Here is a 19,466-nt window from a genome sequence, read left to right on the forward strand (position 1 = left end):
AATTAAACTTATACAATCTTTATTTAAATTACTTACAAATCTCTTGAACTCTTCCTCCACAATCTAGACCAATTGCTGAACAACAGTTAAACAACACTCTTTAACTAAACTACCGCTTTAGTTCAATAAGAAAAAAGCTTTACTCCTTCTTGAAGTAAAGCACCTGTCAGTTGTATATGTTCTCCTTTAATTAAAACACATTGACTTTGAGTAGTGTTCTCACCTCTGAATTCAAGACCAACGCGAGAATACTTCGACTTCATAGTGTTCTAAGTCATCTTTAGACAATTTGGCTTTTAAATACTTTTCAACTTCAGGTATATCATTTTTATCGTATACATCTATCCATATAATCGGATCAGTAATCCCAATTTGACTACTTTGTACTTCATATTTATCAAACAAAGTATTTACAACCAGCTCTGTATTATATGGCTCCTGTTGCGAGTACCAAAATACTCCAGACATTACAATAATACTCGCCAAAATTAGTGTTCCAAGTTTTCTTTTAACATCCATTTTTTTCTCCTTCGTCATTTGTTTATTAGCAAATTCACTATAAAATAAAAAACTTCAATTAAGATAAATAGTTGATAAATCAATTATACAATATTACCCCTGAAATATATCGTAACATTCAAATAATATTGATTGTTTCGAAAATCGAATCTTCAACTAAACTGCGGCGTTAGTTGAACGAGAAATGCTTTACTCTTTCTTGAAGTAAAGCACCCGTTAGTGCAAAAATAAGGTATTTACTTAAAATAGTAGGCTCTTATAAAATAAAATTTATTATCAAAAGTTCTATCAACTAATAATTGCTATCTGATTTCTACCGTTTTCTTTTGCTTTATATAACGCATTATCCGACTTTTTAATAAATTCTTCTGCGGTGTCCCCATTGAAAAAAGATACTCCAACGCTGATGGTAAAATGAATACGTTCATTTTTATAAAAGAACTCTGATTTTTCAACAGCCTCACGTATACGTTCTGCTATTATTAGCCCTTCAGTAACATCGGTGTTTGGCAGAATAACTGCGAATTCTTCGCCGCCAAACCGAACGAAAACATCAGAGTTTCTTAGGTTATTTCCAATAATTCCTGAAGTATGCCTAAGAGCTTCATCCCCACCTTGATGACCATAATTATCATTAACTTTTTTGAAATTGTCTATGTCTAACATCATGAAAACTAAAGAACCGTTCATCTTTTTATAAATAGGAATAGATTTTTCCATAAAAAGTTCTAAATATCTTCGATTATAAATACCAGTTAATGAATCTGTAATGGTCAGCTCTTCTACTTTTAGAAGTAGTTTATAAGATTTGTTTATGAAGTATCCAATAGTTAGAATAATAGACCAATTAATGAGTGAACCTAAAATAAGTGCATTAATTTCGTTATTATCTGGGTTAATTTTCTGTCCAAACTCTGTTGTGTACTTCAAAAAGCTATAAAAGACTCCAGACCCTATGATTACTTTCCACTTAGGATACATGTTTGAAATCAAGATAATTGGAATCAGAGAGAGTGACCATATAAATGGATATTTTTCACTTGCTTCCTCAGTCAAAATCGTATCAATAAAAACAAGAACAACAGTAAATAAAAAAATTAAAATAAATGAGTATTTAAAGCGTTTTCTATTCAATTACTATCCTTACTCCTTTCGGTAACCCAGCCATCATAGCTTAATGCTTTAGACCTGTGGTTTTGCGTCATTATCTTTCGATAATTTTGCTTTTTTCAATAGAGTTGCTAAGTAAATAAGTATACAACAGTCGAAGTTAATAGATACCACTTTTTTACTTTTAAGGTCCAAAGAGCATAAATCGATCATAATTTGTAATAGAGGGTGATACTAATCCTTCTTAAACTAACCTGCTGCTTTAGTTCAATAAGAAAAAAAGGCTTTACTCCTTCTTGAAGTAAAGCACCCGTTAGTTGAAGATCGCTTAATGTTTCACTGGACCATAAAAGGGATTTTTATTAATATCCGTTATAAATTCAATTGCTTTTGCTTGATACATTTTATCACGGTATTCATAAGTAATGACAATATCTCCGACAAACACCGCAGGTGTTATTTGAACACTTACTCTGACCATAAGATTGTTATTAATTACGTCATAATCAATAACGCTGCCAAAACCTATAACCTCAAATAAATGCGTTGATTCTATTGACTTAGTATCTACAATGAATCCTTTGTCAACCAAGGTGATTTCGGCTTTTTCAGGAGTTAATTTTGTTTTTACGTTTTTATTGATAATTGCTAAAGGATTATCGACAACGACATCAATCAATCCATTTGTGTAGCTATAAACATAAACTTCTTCATCTCGTACACCAGAACCATAACCTTTTGTTAAAGTTATGATTAATTCCTTTTTTCCATCTTCGTTTATGTCTTGGTAAAAAATTTTGGGGGCATAGGTAGGATTTGTAACATTTATCCAAAAAGGTCTGAAGTAAGTCTCTCCTTTGAAATCAAGTTTAAAGTCCCGATATAAACCGTCATTCATTTTCTTAGCGTATAATACTATACTTTCTTTGGGTAGCTTCGAAACCACTTCATATCCTTCGTTTGTTCCACTAATACTTTTTGGAACTACAAAGAAGATAAACACTAACAATAAAATAACGTGTCTTTTCATAGGATACACCTCATTTTAGTGTTCCCAGAAATAATTTCTTATACCATTAAGATAAAAAAAGCCCCATCCACAATAGAGTGAACAGGGCTAATGATTATTTTGTTATTTTTCTTCATTTGGATAATCAATTGAATTAGCGATTTTAACTAAAACTTCAGGAGTCACTTTATCTGATACACGCTTATCAATACTCAAGGTGTACTGCCAGCCTTCTCTCTCGAATACAAGTAAATGAAAACCCGAAAATTTCATATAGGTTCCAACACTCCCATTTTTTAAGACGAATGTATTAATTACGTATTCTTCTTTTATAGGCAATTTATAATTCAATGGTCGAACATTTATTTTATAATGATTTTTTGATGATTTATCGCTTACATATTCTACTTCGAATGTATCATTCATATCTCCATCTAAATCATTAAATCTTCCGAAATGATGAGTAAAAATTATTGGGGGAACTCTCAGTGGTAGCTTTAATCTTTGTTCAAAATGTTCTTCAAAGTCATTCAATGCTTCTTCGACAGTCTTATACCCGATTTCAGGATATATTTCTTCATAAGGACTGGACTCATCGCTTGCAGTTGCATATACGGTCAATAAAAATAACAAACAAAATAAAAGCAGGAATAGGGAAATAGTTCTGGTCATTTTTCTTCACCTCAAAGTATCTTTAGGTGTAATATTCCCAGCTTAATTAAAATTATCAACTGCAATTCTTATTCACTAAACTGCCCCGAATACATAGAATTAGTAATCCGGTCCAAATCCAATAAGGGATTTTCACAGTATATTTTCCACCTACTTTTAATGAATTCGTTTGAGAGTACCCTTCTTAAATCATTTACTTAATTAGAAAAAAGAGTTGCCTAAGCAACCCTATGATCTTTACTAAAGCACCCGTATTTGAATAAGGAGTAATAAGGGTAGTCAGTGCCATTTCTTCTTAGTATTTAATATCTAGCCAAATCTCCGAAGGCAGTAGCGAATTCTGATCTTACCTGGACGATGAATTCTATGGGTTCCCCGGTATTATCTTTAGTATGTAGATTCTCACGAGTCTTTCCTTCATACCAAGTTCTACCATCCGGGGTCTTATTAACCTCTTCGTCCCCTTCAAAGTAAATTTCGAAAGCTTTTTCTTGTTCGTTATAATAATCATACAACTCTTTTTCACTAAGTTCAGAAGATAACTTTTTGTAGGCAACAACAATTGGTCGTCCCGAATTACCCGAAGGTCCTCCACCGTAACCAACTCCATAATCAAATCCTTGTTCAAGCATTTTTGTTTCTGGAGGAATTGGATAAGAAAAGAAATTATTTGCATACTCTTCAGCAGTCTTTTTATCTTGGCTAAAAAAAGATACAGCCAACCATGAAGCTGCTAAAATGATTGATAAGATAATCAAAATCTTATATTTTTTATTCAAAAAATCTCTCCTATCTCAATATTGAGTGTGACAGTCTGTGTTGCACCACGGTTGTTGGAGTTAAGCACATCGTTAGTTGAATAATATCCCTTTATTAACTATCTTCGTCAACTTCAGAGAGTAGTTTCCCTAACCTACATTTTTGAATATATTTCGTTCAACTTTGTCTTATATTCAGCAATAAAATCTTCATTTCGCTCCTCACCACCATTTCTATAGTTAAAATCGTTTTTTGTTATTTTATAAGCAATGATTTGAAGTTCTTTAAAGTCTTTAGTCAAACCCATTTTGTCAATATCTTCTTGAAAGTAATTAATATAGTGAAGAGCTGCATTTGCAAGGGTCCATTCAGCATCCTCAATACTCTGACCTGATTTATAATCTGAATCATCGTTCCAATTTTCAATAGAATTCTCAATGAAAAATATTAAATCTGTATATTCTGTTGCATGGATTTGATAAACAGATAGGTCAGGAATTTCGATTCCATCCACAATAAGCGGTTGTTGTTCTTCTACTGCCTTCGTTTCAACAATCAATTGTTCAGCATTCTTCACTTCTTTCAAATCATCTGACTCTATTTTTGTTCCACAGGCTGTTATTATTCCACCAGCGATTAACATGATAAATCCAATCTTAATAAACTTTTTCATTTTTTCCTCCCTTAGTTATGAAAAATAATTACCAATAGTTCTATACCATTATCTATAGAATAATTAACGAAAAATCTAGTCTCTACTCTTGAACTCCACTTGTATTTCTCCAGCATAAGGGGATTTCAAAATAACTTTCTCACCATTTATCCATACGGCATTTTCCACTCCTAAAATTTGTAGGTTGGTCGCACTTTCACCTCTAGTAATAATATGGATTGTCTCTTCATTGACTTTTTTCACTAATCCAGGAACAGAAGTATAAAGATAAAGTTCATAAAAATGATTAGTTTCTCCAAGAGTGATACCTCTATGACTAATCATGACCTTTATATTACCATTGGGAGATTCGATTGTTTCGTAGGAATTAATAGTTAAAGAAAACCATCCCAAAATGATGGCAACCATAATGGTTACAGAGATAACCCAAATTTTTTCTATCTTTCGAACCCAGCCTAGTATATAAAAAGAGACTAATGTAATCAGAATTGGTAAGGTGTCATTAGTTAATTTGACAAAGGTAAAGTGATATCCAAAAAGAGCTAATAAAATGACAAGTAAACCAAAAACTAAAGTAAATTGAAAGAAAACTATTGCAACATTATAATTACGGAATTTATTATAGACTTGATGCACCATTGTCCTATCCCCCCCTTATCAACTACCATTCAATTCTAGTTTATAAAAGTGGACGGAAATCATTGGAAAAAGTTGCAATTGTGAAAGTGTTCACTTAATCTAATCTGCCCTGTTAGTTCAAATAAGAAGTTACAATTTAATTGTTTTTGGCTTCTAGTTAGTGCATCCCATTGATAAATTCTTCAACTTCGGAAACCTTTTCGCCATTCATTAGATACGTAACACCATACATTTCTCCTTCTCCGTTATGGTTGACCGCAACGTCAATATCATTCACAATTTGCTTCATATATTCGAATGCTTGACGCGTGTATTCATCAGTCGGCGCCCATTGGTCAACGAGTTCTGTTGATTCCTTCGCTTCACCATTGGGACCTAAATGAACCGTACGGGTGAATTGCTTATGCAAGATATAACTTGTTAGAAGGAACAAATTCGAATGTTCCTTTTCCAATTCATTGCTTGCTTCAATCAATTGGTACGGAAATTCCCCATAGACTTCTTGTGCCTTCAAGTAATATTCGAAACCTTCATCGTTTTTCGCTTCTTTCAATTTTGGGTCGTCCATCGGTTCGGAAAGCATTGAGTTCATTTTCGAAGCCCATGCTCCTAATTTTGCGTCATAAACTTCGGGTTCGAATGCTTCACCATCGACTTCAATAACTTTATCGTTTAATGATTTATCGCCGTCGCTTACATGTGTAAAATCAGATGTGTTTAATGGGTCAGCTTGTAAAAAACCTGTTTGTTGTAAAATATAGAATGTTCCAAGACCCAAAAATCCACAAGCAGCCGCTATTGTTAGTAAATTCGGGAGAAGATATCTGTTTCTTTTTTTTATACGATTTCGGACTATTTCTTTACTTTCTTCAGTAAAACTATGTCCTTTAAAAGCTCCCTTTTCCATAATAGTGGGCAAGTCAGTTAATTTATTTTTCATATTGGTCACTTCCTTCCAAGATATTTCGCAACAATTCCCTCGCTCTTTTCAATCTGCTTTTTATCGTGTTTTTGTTTGTTTTCAACATCTTACTTATTTCTTCTATTGAAAGATTTCATAATAAAACAGTAGGATCGCTTCTCTATATTTTACTGGTAAAGATAGCACCATCTCAGTGATAAAAGCATTTTCATCACTTTGAATGAACAGATTTTCAGGAGAAGGGTCTTTTGTTTTATGCAATGTAAAAAAATCAGTACCCACAATTACCTTTTTTATTAATGCACTTCGCAAAAGATCTTTACATCGGTTTATTGTTATCCTGTAAATTAGTGCCTTGAAATTTGTCTGCATGGTAGTATTGTTCGTAGCGGTTATAACAGGTAATAAACACCTCTTGAACTGTTTCCTGTGCTGTTCCCCAATCTTTTAAATAACTGTAGGCTATCCTGATCATTCTATCTCCGTATTCCATCATTATCTTTTCTAGCCAAATTTCTTTTGAATCTAAATAAGCTTCACTTTTCATTGTAATAAACTCCATTTTCCCACCCCATTTAATTATCCCTAAAACGAGTGAAGAGCCATTTAGGTTTCATAATAATGAATTTTAATATTAAATAAAAGACGTCAATCCCTTTTTCGGATCAACGTCATCTAAATTTCTTCGTTCCTTTTTCAACTAAACTGCCGCGTTAGTTTAAGTGAAATGTTTCACAATCTCCTCTAACAAATGTTTTTGATTACCTATTTATAGGTCTTACTAAAATCAATTTCATTGTATTATGATCCATTAGTTTAATAAGTTCAACAAAAAGAGCGTAAATCCCTTCATTCCAGAATCAACGCTCCTATTTATCCAATACAATATTATATTCAGGTTAAACACGTCCGAAAACAGTTTTACCTTCCTCTATTCCTTCTTTTCCCCGATTTTCCGTCGTTTTTGCGTTAATCCTTCTTGTAGCAACCCCACCGTAGTTTATAAACTCATTATTTCTACATAAATAAAATTGCACTGACCGAATGGGGCAGTGCAACAATATCACTCACGTAATCCATGATTCAAATGAAACCAAAGGAGCCAATCACTGGTTCAATACCGTAAAATGGCTAAATATAGGGGTTTTTATTCCTGTCTCAAAAAGGGTAGTCAGTGCCGCCCGATAACGAAAGGTGTTTTACTTATCTCTTTATATTAGGTTAGTGTTTTTCTTCCTTATTCATCTATTACTTTTTATAAACTGAGATTCCTTTAACATATGTCTCTTCTACATTAATATGTTCAATTTCATCTGGCGAGATTTCCAAAATGTCATTATTGAGAATTATAAAATCTGCTTGATAACCTGATTTTAATTGGCCAATATTTGGAATGCGAGTGATTTGTTGTGCACCACGCGTATATAATTCAATAGCTGTTTCTACATCTATCTTTTCTGATTGGCCTGTATCAGTGCCATCATAGGCAACTCTTGTTACAGCAGATTTAATACCAATAAAAGGATTAACTGGGTCTGCCCATGCAGTAGCTGGTGCATCAGAAGAAAATGCAACAGGTATACCTGCTTCTAGCATTTTATTAATAGGATAGGTTGTTTTTGTACGCTCGATTCCTAAATTCTTCAAATAACTTTCAATTTCTGCATATAGGAATATAGGTTGTGGAACAAAAGCAATTCCCATTTCAGCAGCTCGTTCTATTGCTTGAGCGGTAGGCATGGCTGCATGTTCAATTCGAATGGATGGACCATCTTGTATCCAACTTTCCATTCCATAAAACGCATTTACGATTAAATCTATCGCCTGTTCGCCCATTGCATGCACTACCAATTGAACACCATGTTGTTTAGCATATTCCATAGCTTCCAATAGCTCATCTTCGGAAGTGGTTGCGATTCCGTAGTTACCTTCATCACCTAGAAATGACGGATTGATCCAAGCAGTTCTTCCTGATACACTTCCATCTGCAAATAGTTTCACACCTCCGATATGAATAGGTTTTTCACGATTAGTGTTTTCCTCACTCAATATAGGATTCACCTTTAAATCATGCCACATGTAGTAAAGAACCACGTTATGGGATAAACCTTTTTCTCTAGCTAGAGTATAGATATCTACATAGTCCATAGGTTTGTTGCTAGCCATCAGATCCGTGATTGCTGTAATACCATGTGCATATAAAGAATTTGTCAGTTCAGCAAGTCTAGTAGCGTTCTCGTCCATAGAAAGCTGAGGCATTTTATCTAGCACTAATAATCTAGCACTCTCTCGTAACACACCCGTTGGTTCGTCGTTCATGTCTCGATCGATTTTACCTCCTGCAGGATCAGATGTATGCTTATTTATTCCTGCGATTGCAAGTGCCTTACTATTCACAGAAATGATATGACCACATGTACGTGTAATAACAATTGGCTTGTCTATAGAAACCTGATCTAAATCATGTCGATTCGGTGTACGTCCCTCTTCCAATTTCCCTTCATCATAACCCCAACCTTCAATCCATTCTTCGTCAATCATTTTTGCTAATTCTTTTATCATATCCCCTATGGAGTATACTAATGGAGGAGTACATGCAATTTGTTTAGAAGAATTCGCTAGTAAAAGAGGATGCATATGTGCATCGATAATTCCCGGTATAACTCGACGATTTTGTAAATCAATTATCTCCCCTTGAAAATCTATGATTTCATCTTGATCACCTATCCACTCAATTATTCCATTATCAATAATCATTGCATTCGCATATTTTTGATTCATATCAGACGTGAAAATTTTACCATTCTTAAACATTACTTTTGTCATTTCCAAGGTGTAAGTCTCCTTTGTCATGTTAATATATATTATTTTGCCTCTACAGAATGAATCGGATTAGAGGTTTTGCTTTTGTGAACATATTTATATAGAACGCTTCCGAATATAAATCCAAAAATGGCTGGTATTAACCAACTAAAACCATTTGCACTCAACGGAAGTTTTGCGATCATGTTAGTTAAAAATGGAATAGTTAACCCTAAAGAGTTGACCGTTTCAAAAAGACTTACGATGAACGTTAATAAAATGGCTCCTTGATATGATCCTGGGTTTGGAACAAATTTGCGGAAAGTTCCTAAAAATACTAATACAATTGCTACCGGATAGAGTGCAGTAAAGATTGGCATTGTATAAGTGACAATAGCACCAACGCCAGTTGAACCTATTACAATACCAACAACACAAACTATCGCAACCCATAGACGATATCCAAGTTTCTTTTTGGTTAAATCATTCAAGAAATCAGCTATTACAACAATCACTCCTATGGCAGAAGTTAAGCAAGCTAGTGCAATTGCTACCGCCAGAGCAATGGAACCAAAACTACCAAGTGAAATATCTATTAAACTGGATACTAATGCAGTGTCTTCAATACCTGGTTGAAAAAAGCCACTTCCTGAAGCCCCAAGAAATAGTAATCCCCCATACACAACTAATAATCCTAAACCAGCGATTAGCGTTCCACTTAAAGCCATCGAACGGGCTTGCTTTCCTTTATAACCAAAAGCCGCTATTGCTGCTATAAAAATAGGTGCACAAAAAATTCCAGTTACTACATCGCCTGTTTGATAAGCACTAATAAACGCATTAGAGAAAGCATTTTGTATTTCTGTTTTCACCGGTACACCAATTGGATCCAAAATACCTTTTCCAACAATAAACAATAGTATAATTACTAGCAAAGGTGTGAGTATTTTGCCTATTTTATCAATAACATTCGATTTATCCATAGCAAAATAAAAGCTGATAACAAAAAACACAATAATCGTCACTAAGGAAGGAACCTTTGGAAATAACTGATGAACCCCAAGCTCATGTGTTGTTGCAGACATTCGTGGAATAGTCACGAGCATTCCAATGCCAACCATCAATAACAAGTTAAAGACTTTATAAAACCATGGACTAATGGGTCTCGTTAAATCCTCAAATTTCCCACCTGCATTTAATATGGCAACCACCGCTAAAAGAGGAAAAACAATACCAGTAATACAAAAACCTATTAATGCTAATACCCATTCAGTTCCCGAAACATTTCCAATGGAAGGTGGGAATATTAAATTTCCAGCACCAAAGAAAATGGCAAATAATGCAAACCCTACTATTAGACTGTGTTGAGTAGATTTTTTCATTTCTTTTCCCCTCTTTCTATCTACTATTTATCTTCTTTCGATTTGAAAGCCCTTACAAAAAATACTTTCCAATCATTTAGATAAAACATAAATAATATAATATTTTGTTTCTTTTATATTAATTAATATTTCTAAATAAAAAAAGGAGGTAAATTTTTCACCCCCTCGTAAAAATATTTTTACCTCAACTCGTATTTTTCCATTTTATATTTTAATAGTTGTTTCGAGAGACCTAACCTTCTAGCTGTTTCTGCAAGTTTATCTCCAGTATTTTTTAGTTCTCTCACTATTAAACTTTTTTCATATTCTTCTACTTTATCTTTTAGATTGATTTTATGATCCGAAAGAGTTATTTTCTCCATTACACCTGAATAATTCCTTATTTTGACTGGTATATCATCCAATTTAATATCTTTTGAACTTGCATTATTGTACGCAGTTTCTATCGCATTTTTAAGTTCTCTCACATTCCCTGGCCAGTTATATTGTTGAAAAGCATGTAGGACCTCATCATCTACCTTGTCAATTTTAATTTGCATGTGCCGATTATAAAATTCGATATAATAATCAATAAGTGCTTCGATATCCTCTTTCCGTTCAGACAATGGTGGTAAATCAAATTGAAAAACACTTAACCGATAATACAAGTCTTCACGTAATAATTTGTCTTTCATTAATTTATCTGTATTTTCATTTGTGGCCGCGATTACACGAATATTCAAATGAATATCCTGTTTACCGCCAACTCTTCGAATGAGTTTGTCTTCGATTACTCTCAATAATTTAGCTTGAAGTTTAATATCTAACGCACTAATTTCATCTAAAAAGATAGTTCCACCGTTTGCTTGCTCTAACATTCCAGTAATATTAGGCGTAGTAGATAGATGATCTTTTTCTGTTCCGAATAATATATGTTCCAAAAAAGTTGATGGAATTTCACTAGCATTTATAGAGATAAACGGTTGTGCATAGCGATTACTTAAATTGTGAATAGACTGCGCAACAATTTCCTTACCAGTCCCCGTATCCCCAGTTATCAATATCGTGGAATCAGTACTAGCAACTTTATTAATTTTTCTCTTTATTTCATCCATTACATTGCTTTGCGAAATAAGGTTATCGATTGTATATATGGTGTTGTTTTTTCGATATATTTTATGACTAGCAAATTGCTCAAGTAATTGTATATTTTCTTTCTGATAGTAGTGCTTCGAAAACTCTATAGCTCCTACGATCGAGACTCCATTATGAATAGGGAAGGTAGAACTTCTAGATGTATATGTAAATCCATTATTGGATGTTAGTTCTTGTTCGGTATTCCATATAGGTTCGCCCGTTTTTAAGACGGACATTAAAGTACTTTTTTCAATTGGTAAGTTTTTATAAAAGGACGTTACGCTTTTTCTTAAAAACTCTTCGGGTTTAAGCCCAAGTTGCTTCAAAATATGTAAATCTGCTAAATCGTAGAAAATTGTTATCCCATGTTCATCAACCACTAACACATTATCATACTCAGATAAATGTTCGAATTCTTTGAATTTCATGTATTCATCGACCCTTTCTTTCTAAAGCAACAAAATTTTAAAATCTAACCCAAGTTCCATTTTACTTCTTTCGTTTATAACCATTAAAAACCCCTATTCAAATAGTTCGTAATTGCTCAAATATATTGTTCCATTTCTTCTTGTTACTTGAAAATCCAATTCATCTTTAACATGAAACACAGAACCAGTAATCTCTATATTCTTTCTTTTTATAAAAGATATATCATATCCATTATTTTCGGGATACTGGATCAAATGTATATATAACATCCTATTCAGAAAGAGTAGCATCTAATAAATAACGAAAAATTTACTTATCGCTATTATCTTTAAACAGAAATGCTGCCCTTTTATATTAGTTAATGTTACTTTTCAATTATCATGTATTCTTTAATCCCAACAGTTGAAGATTACTTCACCGATTGAACGGGGTTGCCAATAAGCTGCCTGTCTCAACTCAACTTCTTCTAAATCATGTTCCTTTTTGAAGAATGGTAAATTTAATTCTTTTTTTGTAAGGACAGTATAATATTCATTGAAGCCTTTCGTGAATGCTGGCAAATCCGTAAATTCAATAACAATATGTTCACATTTATTAGCGAAGGCAATATAGGGGTAGTACTCATTTAAAAGGATATAAAATAACTCTCCCTTTAAACGAATATGAACTTTAAAGTAATTAAGTGGATAGAGAGGAACCTCAAATTTAAGAACTTCTCCTTTATCATCTCTCAATACTTCATAACAAATTTTTTTAAATTGTTGTCCGTCTATCATTTCCTCCATATTATCGATAAATCCTGTAATGCCTTTCGGGAGTATCAATAAAATCACCTCTTTAGCTATTTTTTCTTCCTCAATTATTGCCTAAGCTTATTAAACAATCACGCCCATTTGTGGAATATCAAGGTATAAAAATATCTTAACTAAATGTCATCATATCTCGTTCAACCAAGAAAGAAGGTCTTTATGTTTAAATGTATTATCCGCGTCTGAAATAGTCTGAGGAAGAAGAATATCAATGGAATCCGTTAATGAGTTTAGAGCCTGTTGTACAGCACCATTCTCAAAATGATCTAATGGCTCAGGTAACTCATCCTCGTCTAATATAAAGTAGTCCCCATTAGGAAGAACCATAATATCAATAACCAAATCCTCAAAGGATACAAACTTATCTGTTTTATAGGTATTTTTCACGATATTAAAATAGGAGCCTAAATAGTTACCTTCATTATCTCTCCATATATATAAATTATATGGACGATCTTCCCAGTAATATGCGATTGTATAACTCCCTTTAGGAATAGTTAATTTTGTTTGGTTTGCTATCATAGTAAAGGTATCTATTATTTTGTGAAAAAGCACGAAATATTGATTTTGTGCTTTTAACAGTGTACAGCTATGTTCTACAACTGTAGTGTCATAACATATTTTTCTTTCTATTATTTTATCCCGTCTTTGAATCATTGATTTACTTAAATTGTCCATCTTTTTATTTTCTCCTTTCTTTCAAACGTTTTCCACCATTTAATAAGTGTAACATCTATAAAAGCATAAAATGTTTCTTTATTATTGATTTTAGGGAATCTAAATTTCCAGAATATAAACCGATTGTTAAAAAAGTTAAAAGATACTTTTCTACTAACCTGCTTCTTTAATTGAAGAAGAAAAAGGCTTTACTCCTTCTTGAAGTAAAGCACCAGTTAGTGCAACAAGAACTCAAATTTATGAAAAGTTATACCAGCCGGAAATTTTCCGACTCAAGTATGTTTAACCAGTTATGAACTAATGCGTTAAATACATCCGTTTGTTCGATTTGTAGGTTGTGACCAGCCATATCAAGCACTGCAAAAGTTGCCCTTGGGTAATCTTCAATCAGTTTCCACGCATCGTGATATCCGACTACATTGTCTTGACGTCCTGTGATAATTAGCGTGGGATACTCAAGTTTAGATGAAATATCGAAGGTAAAGCCATATCCATTTTGACGTATTTGATTTAAGAATTCATTATTTGCTCGTTTAGAAGGAAGTAAAATTTCATTTCGAAACCTCTCCCATTCAGTTTGACCTTGCACTACCCCCATGGAGCAAAACTCATCAGCATCTTCTGGTGACAAATGCGATATCAAGTTGCTGTCTCTTTTTAGAACGGTCTGCTGTGATTACTAACCCACTACGTTAATCGAACATGAGATGCCCTTTTCCTATTTAAGTAAAGCCCAGTTAGCTTAATAAAAAAACATCTCAAGTTATTTAAAATTACTTGGAATTTTAACGAGAACATAATCTTTAGTCCACATTTGAGTAGTGGCAATTAATCTTTTTCCATCTTTTTCAAAGAACAGACCAGCACCATCTTTTTCTTTATATTCCCAACCATTTGAACCAATCATTTGTTTTATATTTTCATCTGACATCCTACTACTGTATAACATTATTCAATAGTTTATTTTATCTGGTCCATACTGATCCCAACCATTATAACCTCTATATTCATACTTTAAAAACCCATGGAGATTTACTTCATGGATATTTAAAACAATGACAGCTTTTGTAGGTTCTGCAGTATAGAAATAAGCTAAACTATCGGCTGCTTTTCCACCATTATCAATGTAATAATGCAAATATAAGCTTGTATCACTCGATTTTATCTCATTACTGCTACCAGTTATTTGGGTTGTTTCTCCAGCTTTTAGATTTTTTATCGTTCCTACCTCTATAAAATCCGTCTGATTGACGCTATATGAAAATAAAAGATCAGGTAGACTTTGATTACTCAAATTATTTACCTCAATAGTAACTCCTTTATCATATTTTCTATACTCTCCTTGAGCTTTCATTTCCCAAAAGTAAAAAAACAAATATACACATATTACATTCATAACTATAGCCAATATAATAAGAAGAGCTATATATCTTTTTTTCAAAATAACACCTCTTCCTTATTTAGATTACAACCAAAAACAGCCTAAGCCATTAAATTCAATTTGTTCTTATAAGTAATGCTTAAAATTCTTCTGTAAAGTGTATTGCTAAGTCTTTATGCCCATGCCCCATTATTTCCCAGTCTCTGAACGTCTTTATAATAGCTTCTTCAATCAACTCATGATAGTAGCCATATTCATTATATTTAAGGAAATTATTTACCTAGATTTGTTACTTCATCGTTAATTATTTCCTTTATTTCATCGTTCCCAATTGCTCCTATATGAAATGTATTGAAATCACCCCAGTAAAGTAGCCTAAATGAAACACCGTTATTAAGTTCAATCTCTAAAAATAGACGAGTACCTTCTAGCTTTCCTTCATCTATTAATGACTGTACATCCTCTAATTTCAAATCATCAAATGTGGCAAGGAACTTATCCTTAGAAGACTGTGAGAATGTATGCATTCTCTTGCCATCTTCGGTGCTTTGAATATAGATATTCTTCACCAACTTATCCATAGGGTAAAGTTCTCCTGCCGTTTTCGCTTTTTTATTTGTATTGGCTACATATACAACATCATTTGCAGCAACTACCAAGGAAGTCGGATATCCTTTTATTTCATAAATGATTGTTTCTTCTTTTAAAAACGCCGCATCACCATTTTGCATCTTGTGATTACTACATGCACTATCAGCCATCTCATATTTCACCTTACCAATTTCTCTGCCTTTTTCAATCGTTATAGGAAGATTTTCATTCGCTGGTTCTGGAAAATGATGCTCGTATTTTATATCATCAATCATCAGCATATCCACCCATTCAATTTCTGCATCAGGACAGCCTTTAAGAGATATGGAGTTACTACAAGCAGATAGAAACATAGCAAATACTGAAATAAATATCATTTTTTTAAAAATTTTCATCATAACACCTCCTAATTATTAGATCCTTATCTTTAATATAAGTTACAAATCTTAAAATATTTAGAAATCTTAAATTATACCTTCTTTAACCAACCTGCAGCGATTATAGAGAATTTCAGTTATTCTATAGTTTTCAATAGCTTCATCACCAGTTAGAAAGTGAGTCATATCTTGATAAATACCAATGGAAATAATTTATTACCTCGATTGAAACTAATTCACCCCTACAACTTTTCTTCTATATGATTTAATTGTTCCTTTTACTTTTGAATAAACCCCAAACGATTAATAGATTTATGATGAAAATCAAGGTAATTCCGAAAATCAGCATGGTCCAGATAATATCAATTATATTTTATCTTGAATGCAAATGAATATCCTCCTTCTACATGTCCTAATTTTAGAAAATACTAAAAAACTAAAATACTCAGCAGCCTGGTTCATTAAGAATATAAATAAAAAGTGTTCCAACATTAGCAATAGTTGGGACACTTTTATTTAGTAAGTTACTATTCAGTTGCCTCTTCATGAGAGCGTTTATTTCCTTTATAGATAAAATATAAGGCAATAATCATAAACAGTAAAGCTAACGAACGTTTCATATCAAGTGTAATGATCAAACTGTTAAACCAACCAAAATGGTCAATTACAACCCCAATCATTAGTTGTCCTGTGATAACAGTAATACTGGTTGCAATAACTCCTATTTTTTGAACTGCAAAGACGTTAAACAAAAGAAATAATACACCTAAAAATACCGCACTTAATTGCCAAACAGGTGCTTTGAAGATGGCAAATATATCTCCTTGTCCAAAGAAGAGAATAAGGATAGCTAAAAACATAGAACCAGTTAAAAAGGTTAGGAAAGTTGTTTCAATTGTTCCTGCTTTCCGGCTAAATGTACCATTTATAGCTGATTGTGCACTCAATGTGATCCCACCAAGTAAAGTAAAAAGAATCATAAATATACTCAATTTTTAAACCTCCTAGTTAACTAAAATAAGCGCGATAACCATTGATATCACAGCAAATATTTTTTCCTTATTAATTTTGGCTTTCTTACTTCCGAGCCAACCATAATGCTCAATAATCATACTCATTAATAATTGACCTAGAATAACGGCAACCATCGTTATTCCAACACCAACAAACGGAACACTAATGACAATAGCTGTTAAATATACCACTCCTAATGCACCACCCAGAAGAGTCCATTTTGGCGCTTCAACTACATGTGAAATTTTACCTTTACCAAAAAATATCCATAGTAAGCCAAGAATAATCGAACCCATAAAAAAATTATAAAAACTGGTTTCTAGCTTCCCTATGTTTTTACCTAGCTCAGCATAAATAGCACCTTCAAAGCTAAGGGCTACTCCTGCAAATAACGCAAATATATATGCAATATAACGCATATTTTAACTCCTCCGAACGTTTCGTTGTATTTAGATATCTAGAATTATCGATATTAAAAAGAAAAAAATAACGAAAATCAGATTAACTTAGATTTCCGTTCTAAAATATTCAGCTAACTGATGAATGCCTTCTTCGTCTCTTCTATAATAAGTCCACTGACCATAACGAACAGATTCCAGCAAACCTACTTTCTGCATTAAGTTTAAGTAGTGAGATACCGTAGATTGAGAAACTTTGGCTTTTTCTTGTATGTCCCCTACACATACTCCGCCTTTAAAGCTAACCTCCTTTGGTATGTGAGCGCCTTGTTTAGGGAAATGCTTCTCTGGTTCTTTTAACCACTGTAAAATATTAAGACGTGTTTCGTTAGATAATGCTTTAAATACATCAATATAATCCATAAGAAATAGTATATCGATTTTTCTCGATATGTCAAATCACTATGCAAAAATAAAAACAGGAAAATATAGCATGGAAATACTTATCCAAGCTAATTTTCCTATATAATAACTCTTATTGACTTTAACGTACTGTTTGTATTTCTAAGTTATTATAAATCTGTTTTTTCTACATTTCTAATGGATAGCCAACCTATAATTATTCCTAACAAAGCTAGTGAAATGGAAACTGTCATGACTGAAGAGAATGTGAAGTTATTACTTACCGAACTTGTCAATGTCACTAAAAATATGGAAGAGACTATTGTGGCTGATGAAGATTTTCGCAACATCCCAATTAGTAATGGGATAAGACTTAAGCCTGCAGCAGCGAAAGCAATGAAAAAGCTTTTCCACACGCTATTAATGAGCTCTTGTATACTAATATCTCCTGGCAAAATATCAAAAGTGACATCCATTATATAGACAAGTCCATTCAAAAATAGTGTCGAAAACAATACGGTCATAAAGGTAAACACCATTACAATTATTAGTTTTGCGGACATAATTTTCTTTCTACTGATAGGATACGTAAACATTAAGTCGATTGATTTATTTTTGTATTCATCAATTACTAACTTTGCAAGGATCACCGATGCGAAAATGATGAAAGTTGCACTTACAACTGCAGAAATAATAGTTGAAGCCATTTCAAAATTATCAAAAGGTATTTCTTCTTCGACCTTATTCAAAAAATAAACCATACCGATAAATATAATGAACCCCAGATTAGCTCCGAGCACACCTTTCCAATATTTCATCAATTTGAACTTCTTTATCTCCAAGTTAATAAGTTTAATCATGGATTACGCCTCCATTGATCAGCTTTAAAAAATAGTCTTCTAACGTATTGTCTTTTTTGTTAATAGATTCTACTAATACACCACTTAACACGAGTTTTTTGGCTATTTCACCTGGGTGTATTTCTAAGTTGTAAATACGTATTGTGGAATCATCTAGTACTTTGAAGTTAGAAATACTCAGATTTTCATTGATTACAAATGCAGCCTTTTTAACATCATTAGTTTTTAGCTCGATATACTCGGTATTTTGAAGTCTAATCTGATCCCTTGATACTTCCTCTATAAGCTTTCCATTTTTAATCACCCCTATTGTATTAGCAATCTGCTCAATCTCCCCTAGGATGTGACTGGATATTAACAATGTCATTCCATAATCCTTACTTAACATTTGAAAAAGGTTTCGAAATTCCTTAATACCTTCCGGATCTAGTCCATTTATAGGCTCATCTAAAATTAGAATTTCAGGTTTCGTTACAATAGCTCTAGCTACTCCAAGTCGCTGCTTCATACCTAACGAAAAATCCTTTACGGCCTTTCCTTCATATTCTTTCAGCTTCACTAAATCTAAAGCCGACTTAATGGCATTTTTGTTATAGTAGCCCATATATTCACAGTGTAGCTCTAAATTTTCAACGGCTGTTAACTGATCATAAAAAATAGGATACTCAATAATACTTCCCATTCGTTTTAGTATCTCATAAGATGATGATGTCAATTTTTCATCAAAAATGACTACCTCGCCACTAGTTGGTTTGATCAAATTCATAATCATTCGCATGATGGTCGTTTTACCAGCACCGTTGGGACCTAAGAAGCCATAAATTTCTCCCTTTTTTACATGCAGATTCACATTGGAAACGACTGCTTTGCCTTGAAAATCTTTTGTTAGATGATTTGTTTGAATAATATAGGTCATGTTTCCCC

Annotated in this window: 23 protein-coding genes, 1 pseudogene and 1 riboswitch; all 24 genes and pseudogenes read right to left on the bottom strand. The window is 33.0% G+C overall.

What is annotated here, in order from left to right; all coding sequences use genetic code 11:
- Positions 1-231: 231 nt before the first annotated feature.
- The 24 genes and pseudogenes from MHI47_RS10625 to MHI47_RS10740 all read right to left on the bottom strand — a co-directional run bounded on the left by MHI47_RS10625 (position 232) and on the right by MHI47_RS10740 (position 19,458).
- Positions 232-519: a hypothetical protein gene (locus MHI47_RS10625; RefSeq protein ID WP_340830777.1), complete on the bottom strand. Its 288-nt coding sequence runs from the start codon at positions 517-519 to the stop codon at positions 232-234.
- Positions 520-807: 288 nt separating this feature from the next.
- Positions 808-1,653 carry a GGDEF domain-containing protein gene (locus MHI47_RS10630; RefSeq protein WP_340830778.1) on the bottom strand — a complete coding sequence of 282 codons (846 nt, stop codon included), beginning with the start codon at positions 1,651-1,653 and terminating at the stop codon, positions 808-810.
- A gap of 17 nt (positions 1,654-1,670) precedes the next feature.
- Positions 1,671-1,754, bottom strand: a riboswitch (cyclic di-GMP riboswitch).
- 203 nt (positions 1,755-1,957) lie between these two features.
- A complete protein-coding gene (locus tag MHI47_RS10635; RefSeq protein ID WP_340830779.1) occupies positions 1,958-2,659 on the bottom strand; it encodes a hypothetical protein in 702 nt (233 codons plus the stop codon).
- A 102-nt stretch (positions 2,660-2,761) separates the two neighbouring features.
- Positions 2,762-3,310, bottom strand: a complete 549-nt coding sequence (locus tag MHI47_RS10640) for a hypothetical protein (RefSeq protein ID WP_340830780.1) — start codon at positions 3,308-3,310, stop codon at positions 2,762-2,764.
- 302 nt (positions 3,311-3,612) lie between these two features.
- Positions 3,613-4,089 (bottom strand): hypothetical protein, encoded by a 477-nt coding sequence (locus MHI47_RS10645; RefSeq protein WP_340830781.1) that lies wholly within the window; start codon positions 4,087-4,089, stop codon positions 3,613-3,615.
- 134 nt (positions 4,090-4,223) lie between these two features.
- Positions 4,224-4,742, bottom strand: a complete 519-nt coding sequence (locus tag MHI47_RS10650; RefSeq protein WP_340830782.1) for a hypothetical protein — start codon at positions 4,740-4,742, stop codon at positions 4,224-4,226.
- 75 nt (positions 4,743-4,817) lie between these two features.
- Positions 4,818-5,381: a hypothetical protein gene (locus tag MHI47_RS10655; protein WP_340830783.1), complete on the bottom strand. Its 564-nt coding sequence runs from the start codon at positions 5,379-5,381 to the stop codon at positions 4,818-4,820.
- Between the two features lie 157 nt (positions 5,382-5,538).
- Positions 5,539-6,321, bottom strand: a complete 783-nt coding sequence (locus MHI47_RS10660) for a hypothetical protein (RefSeq protein ID WP_340830784.1) — start codon at positions 6,319-6,321, stop codon at positions 5,539-5,541.
- Positions 6,311-6,427 carry a hypothetical protein gene (locus MHI47_RS10665; RefSeq protein WP_340832037.1) on the bottom strand — a complete coding sequence of 39 codons (117 nt, stop codon included), beginning with the start codon at positions 6,425-6,427 and terminating at the stop codon, positions 6,311-6,313. The genes MHI47_RS10660 and MHI47_RS10665 overlap by 11 nt, the downstream gene beginning before the upstream one ends.
- 195 nt (positions 6,428-6,622) lie before the next feature.
- Positions 6,623-6,850, bottom strand: a complete 228-nt coding sequence (locus MHI47_RS10670) for a sigma factor (RefSeq protein ID WP_340830785.1) — start codon at positions 6,848-6,850, stop codon at positions 6,623-6,625.
- A gap of 701 nt (positions 6,851-7,551) precedes the next feature.
- Positions 7,552-9,129, bottom strand: coding sequence for an amidohydrolase (locus tag MHI47_RS10675; protein ID WP_340832039.1), 1,578 nt, complete (start codon positions 9,127-9,129; stop codon positions 7,552-7,554).
- Between the two features lie 38 nt (positions 9,130-9,167).
- Positions 9,168-10,487, bottom strand: coding sequence for a branched-chain amino acid transport system II carrier protein (gene brnQ / locus MHI47_RS10680; RefSeq protein ID WP_340830786.1), 1,320 nt, complete (start codon positions 10,485-10,487; stop codon positions 9,168-9,170).
- Between the two features lie 179 nt (positions 10,488-10,666).
- On the bottom strand, positions 10,667-12,031 hold the full coding sequence (locus MHI47_RS10685; RefSeq protein ID WP_340830787.1) for a sigma-54 interaction domain-containing protein: 1,365 nt from the start codon (positions 12,029-12,031) through the stop codon (positions 10,667-10,669).
- A gap of 390 nt (positions 12,032-12,421) precedes the next feature.
- Entirely contained in the window at positions 12,422-12,856 is a 435-nt protein-coding gene (locus tag MHI47_RS10690) for a hypothetical protein (RefSeq protein WP_340830788.1), read from the bottom strand.
- A gap of 111 nt (positions 12,857-12,967) precedes the next feature.
- The gene (locus MHI47_RS10695) at positions 12,968-13,519 is read right to left on the bottom strand and encodes a DUF402 domain-containing protein (protein WP_340830789.1); all 552 of its coding nucleotides are present in this window, start codon (positions 13,517-13,519) and stop codon (positions 12,968-12,970) included.
- A gap of 247 nt (positions 13,520-13,766) precedes the next feature.
- A pseudogene (locus MHI47_RS10700) lies at positions 13,767-14,192 on the bottom strand (alpha/beta fold hydrolase); the annotation flags it as partial.
- Between the two features lie 90 nt (positions 14,193-14,282).
- Complete coding sequence (locus MHI47_RS10705; RefSeq protein ID WP_340762497.1) at positions 14,283-14,450, bottom strand: hypothetical protein; 168 nt, start codon at positions 14,448-14,450, stop codon at positions 14,283-14,285.
- A 21-nt stretch (positions 14,451-14,471) separates the two neighbouring features.
- Entirely contained in the window at positions 14,472-14,960 is a 489-nt protein-coding gene (locus tag MHI47_RS10710; RefSeq protein WP_340830790.1) for a hypothetical protein, read from the bottom strand.
- A 212-nt stretch (positions 14,961-15,172) separates the two neighbouring features.
- The gene (locus MHI47_RS10715) at positions 15,173-15,886 is read right to left on the bottom strand and encodes a hypothetical protein (protein ID WP_340830791.1); all 714 of its coding nucleotides are present in this window, start codon (positions 15,884-15,886) and stop codon (positions 15,173-15,175) included.
- 509 nt (positions 15,887-16,395) lie between these two features.
- Positions 16,396-16,860 (bottom strand): DMT family transporter, encoded by a 465-nt coding sequence (locus tag MHI47_RS10720; protein ID WP_340830792.1) that lies wholly within the window; start codon positions 16,858-16,860, stop codon positions 16,396-16,398.
- Between the two features lie 12 nt (positions 16,861-16,872).
- Entirely contained in the window at positions 16,873-17,301 is a 429-nt protein-coding gene (locus MHI47_RS10725) for a DMT family transporter (RefSeq protein ID WP_340762501.1), read from the bottom strand.
- A gap of 87 nt (positions 17,302-17,388) precedes the next feature.
- Entirely contained in the window at positions 17,389-17,703 is a 315-nt protein-coding gene (locus MHI47_RS10730) for an ArsR/SmtB family transcription factor (protein ID WP_340830793.1), read from the bottom strand.
- 149 nt (positions 17,704-17,852) lie between these two features.
- A complete protein-coding gene (locus MHI47_RS10735; RefSeq protein WP_340830794.1) occupies positions 17,853-18,542 on the bottom strand; it encodes an ABC transporter permease in 690 nt (229 codons plus the stop codon).
- Positions 18,535-19,458, bottom strand: coding sequence for an ABC transporter ATP-binding protein (locus tag MHI47_RS10740; RefSeq protein WP_340830796.1), 924 nt, complete (start codon positions 19,456-19,458; stop codon positions 18,535-18,537). The genes MHI47_RS10735 and MHI47_RS10740 overlap by 8 nt, the downstream gene beginning before the upstream one ends.
- Positions 19,459-19,466 lie beyond the last annotated feature (8 nt).

This window comes from Psychrobacillus sp. FSL H8-0487 (assembly GCF_038008385.1).
GTDB classification, from domain to species: domain Bacteria; phylum Bacillota; class Bacilli; order Bacillales_A; family Planococcaceae; genus Psychrobacillus; species Psychrobacillus psychrotolerans.

What these genes read in the sequence shown, in the direction of transcription:
- MHI47_RS10650 (WP_340830782.1), bottom strand. Translation starts at nt 4,742, where the DNA reads ATGAAAAAGTTTATTAAGATTGGATTTATCATGTTAATCGCTGGTGGA.
- brnQ (WP_340830786.1), bottom strand. Translation starts at nt 10,487, where the DNA reads ATGAAAAAATCTACTCAACACAGTCTAATAGTAGGGTTTGCATTATTT.
- MHI47_RS10660 (WP_340830784.1), bottom strand. Translation starts at nt 6,321, where the DNA reads ATGAAAAATAAATTAACTGACTTGCCCACTATTATGGAAAAGGGAGCT.
- MHI47_RS10695 (WP_340830789.1), bottom strand. Translation starts at nt 13,519, where the DNA reads ATGGACAATTTAAGTAAATCAATGATTCAAAGACGGGATAAAATAATA.
- MHI47_RS10730 (WP_340830793.1), bottom strand. Translation starts at nt 17,703, where the DNA reads ATGGATTATATTGATGTATTTAAAGCATTATCTAACGAAACACGTCTT.
- MHI47_RS10740 (WP_340830796.1), bottom strand. Translation starts at nt 19,458, where the DNA reads ATGACCTATATTATTCAAACAAATCATCTAACAAAAGATTTTCAAGGC.
- MHI47_RS10685 (WP_340830787.1), bottom strand. Translation starts at nt 12,031, where the DNA reads ATGAAATTCAAAGAATTCGAACATTTATCTGAGTATGATAATGTGTTA.
- MHI47_RS10640 (WP_340830780.1), bottom strand. Translation starts at nt 3,310, where the DNA reads ATGACCAGAACTATTTCCCTATTCCTGCTTTTATTTTGTTTGTTATTT.
- MHI47_RS10705 (WP_340762497.1), bottom strand. Translation starts at nt 14,450, where the DNA reads ATGTCAGATGAAAATATAAAACAAATGATTGGTTCAAATGGTTGGGAA.
- MHI47_RS10635 (WP_340830779.1), bottom strand. Translation starts at nt 2,659, where the DNA reads ATGAAAAGACACGTTATTTTATTGTTAGTGTTTATCTTCTTTGTAGTT.
- MHI47_RS10715 (WP_340830791.1), bottom strand. Translation starts at nt 15,886, where the DNA reads ATGAAAATTTTTAAAAAAATGATATTTATTTCAGTATTTGCTATGTTT.
- MHI47_RS10725 (WP_340762501.1), bottom strand. Translation starts at nt 17,301, where the DNA reads ATGCGTTATATTGCATATATATTTGCGTTATTTGCAGGAGTAGCCCTT.
- MHI47_RS10625 (WP_340830777.1), bottom strand. Translation starts at nt 519, where the DNA reads ATGGATGTTAAAAGAAAACTTGGAACACTAATTTTGGCGAGTATTATT.
- MHI47_RS10670 (WP_340830785.1), bottom strand. Translation starts at nt 6,850, where the DNA reads ATGAAAAGTGAAGCTTATTTAGATTCAAAAGAAATTTGGCTAGAAAAG.
- MHI47_RS10675 (WP_340832039.1), bottom strand. Translation starts at nt 9,129, where the DNA reads ATGACAAAAGTAATGTTTAAGAATGGTAAAATTTTCACGTCTGATATG.
- MHI47_RS10735 (WP_340830794.1), bottom strand. Translation starts at nt 18,542, where the DNA reads ATGATTAAACTTATTAACTTGGAGATAAAGAAGTTCAAATTGATGAAA.
- MHI47_RS10655 (WP_340830783.1), bottom strand. Translation starts at nt 5,381, where the DNA reads ATGGTGCATCAAGTCTATAATAAATTCCGTAATTATAATGTTGCAATA.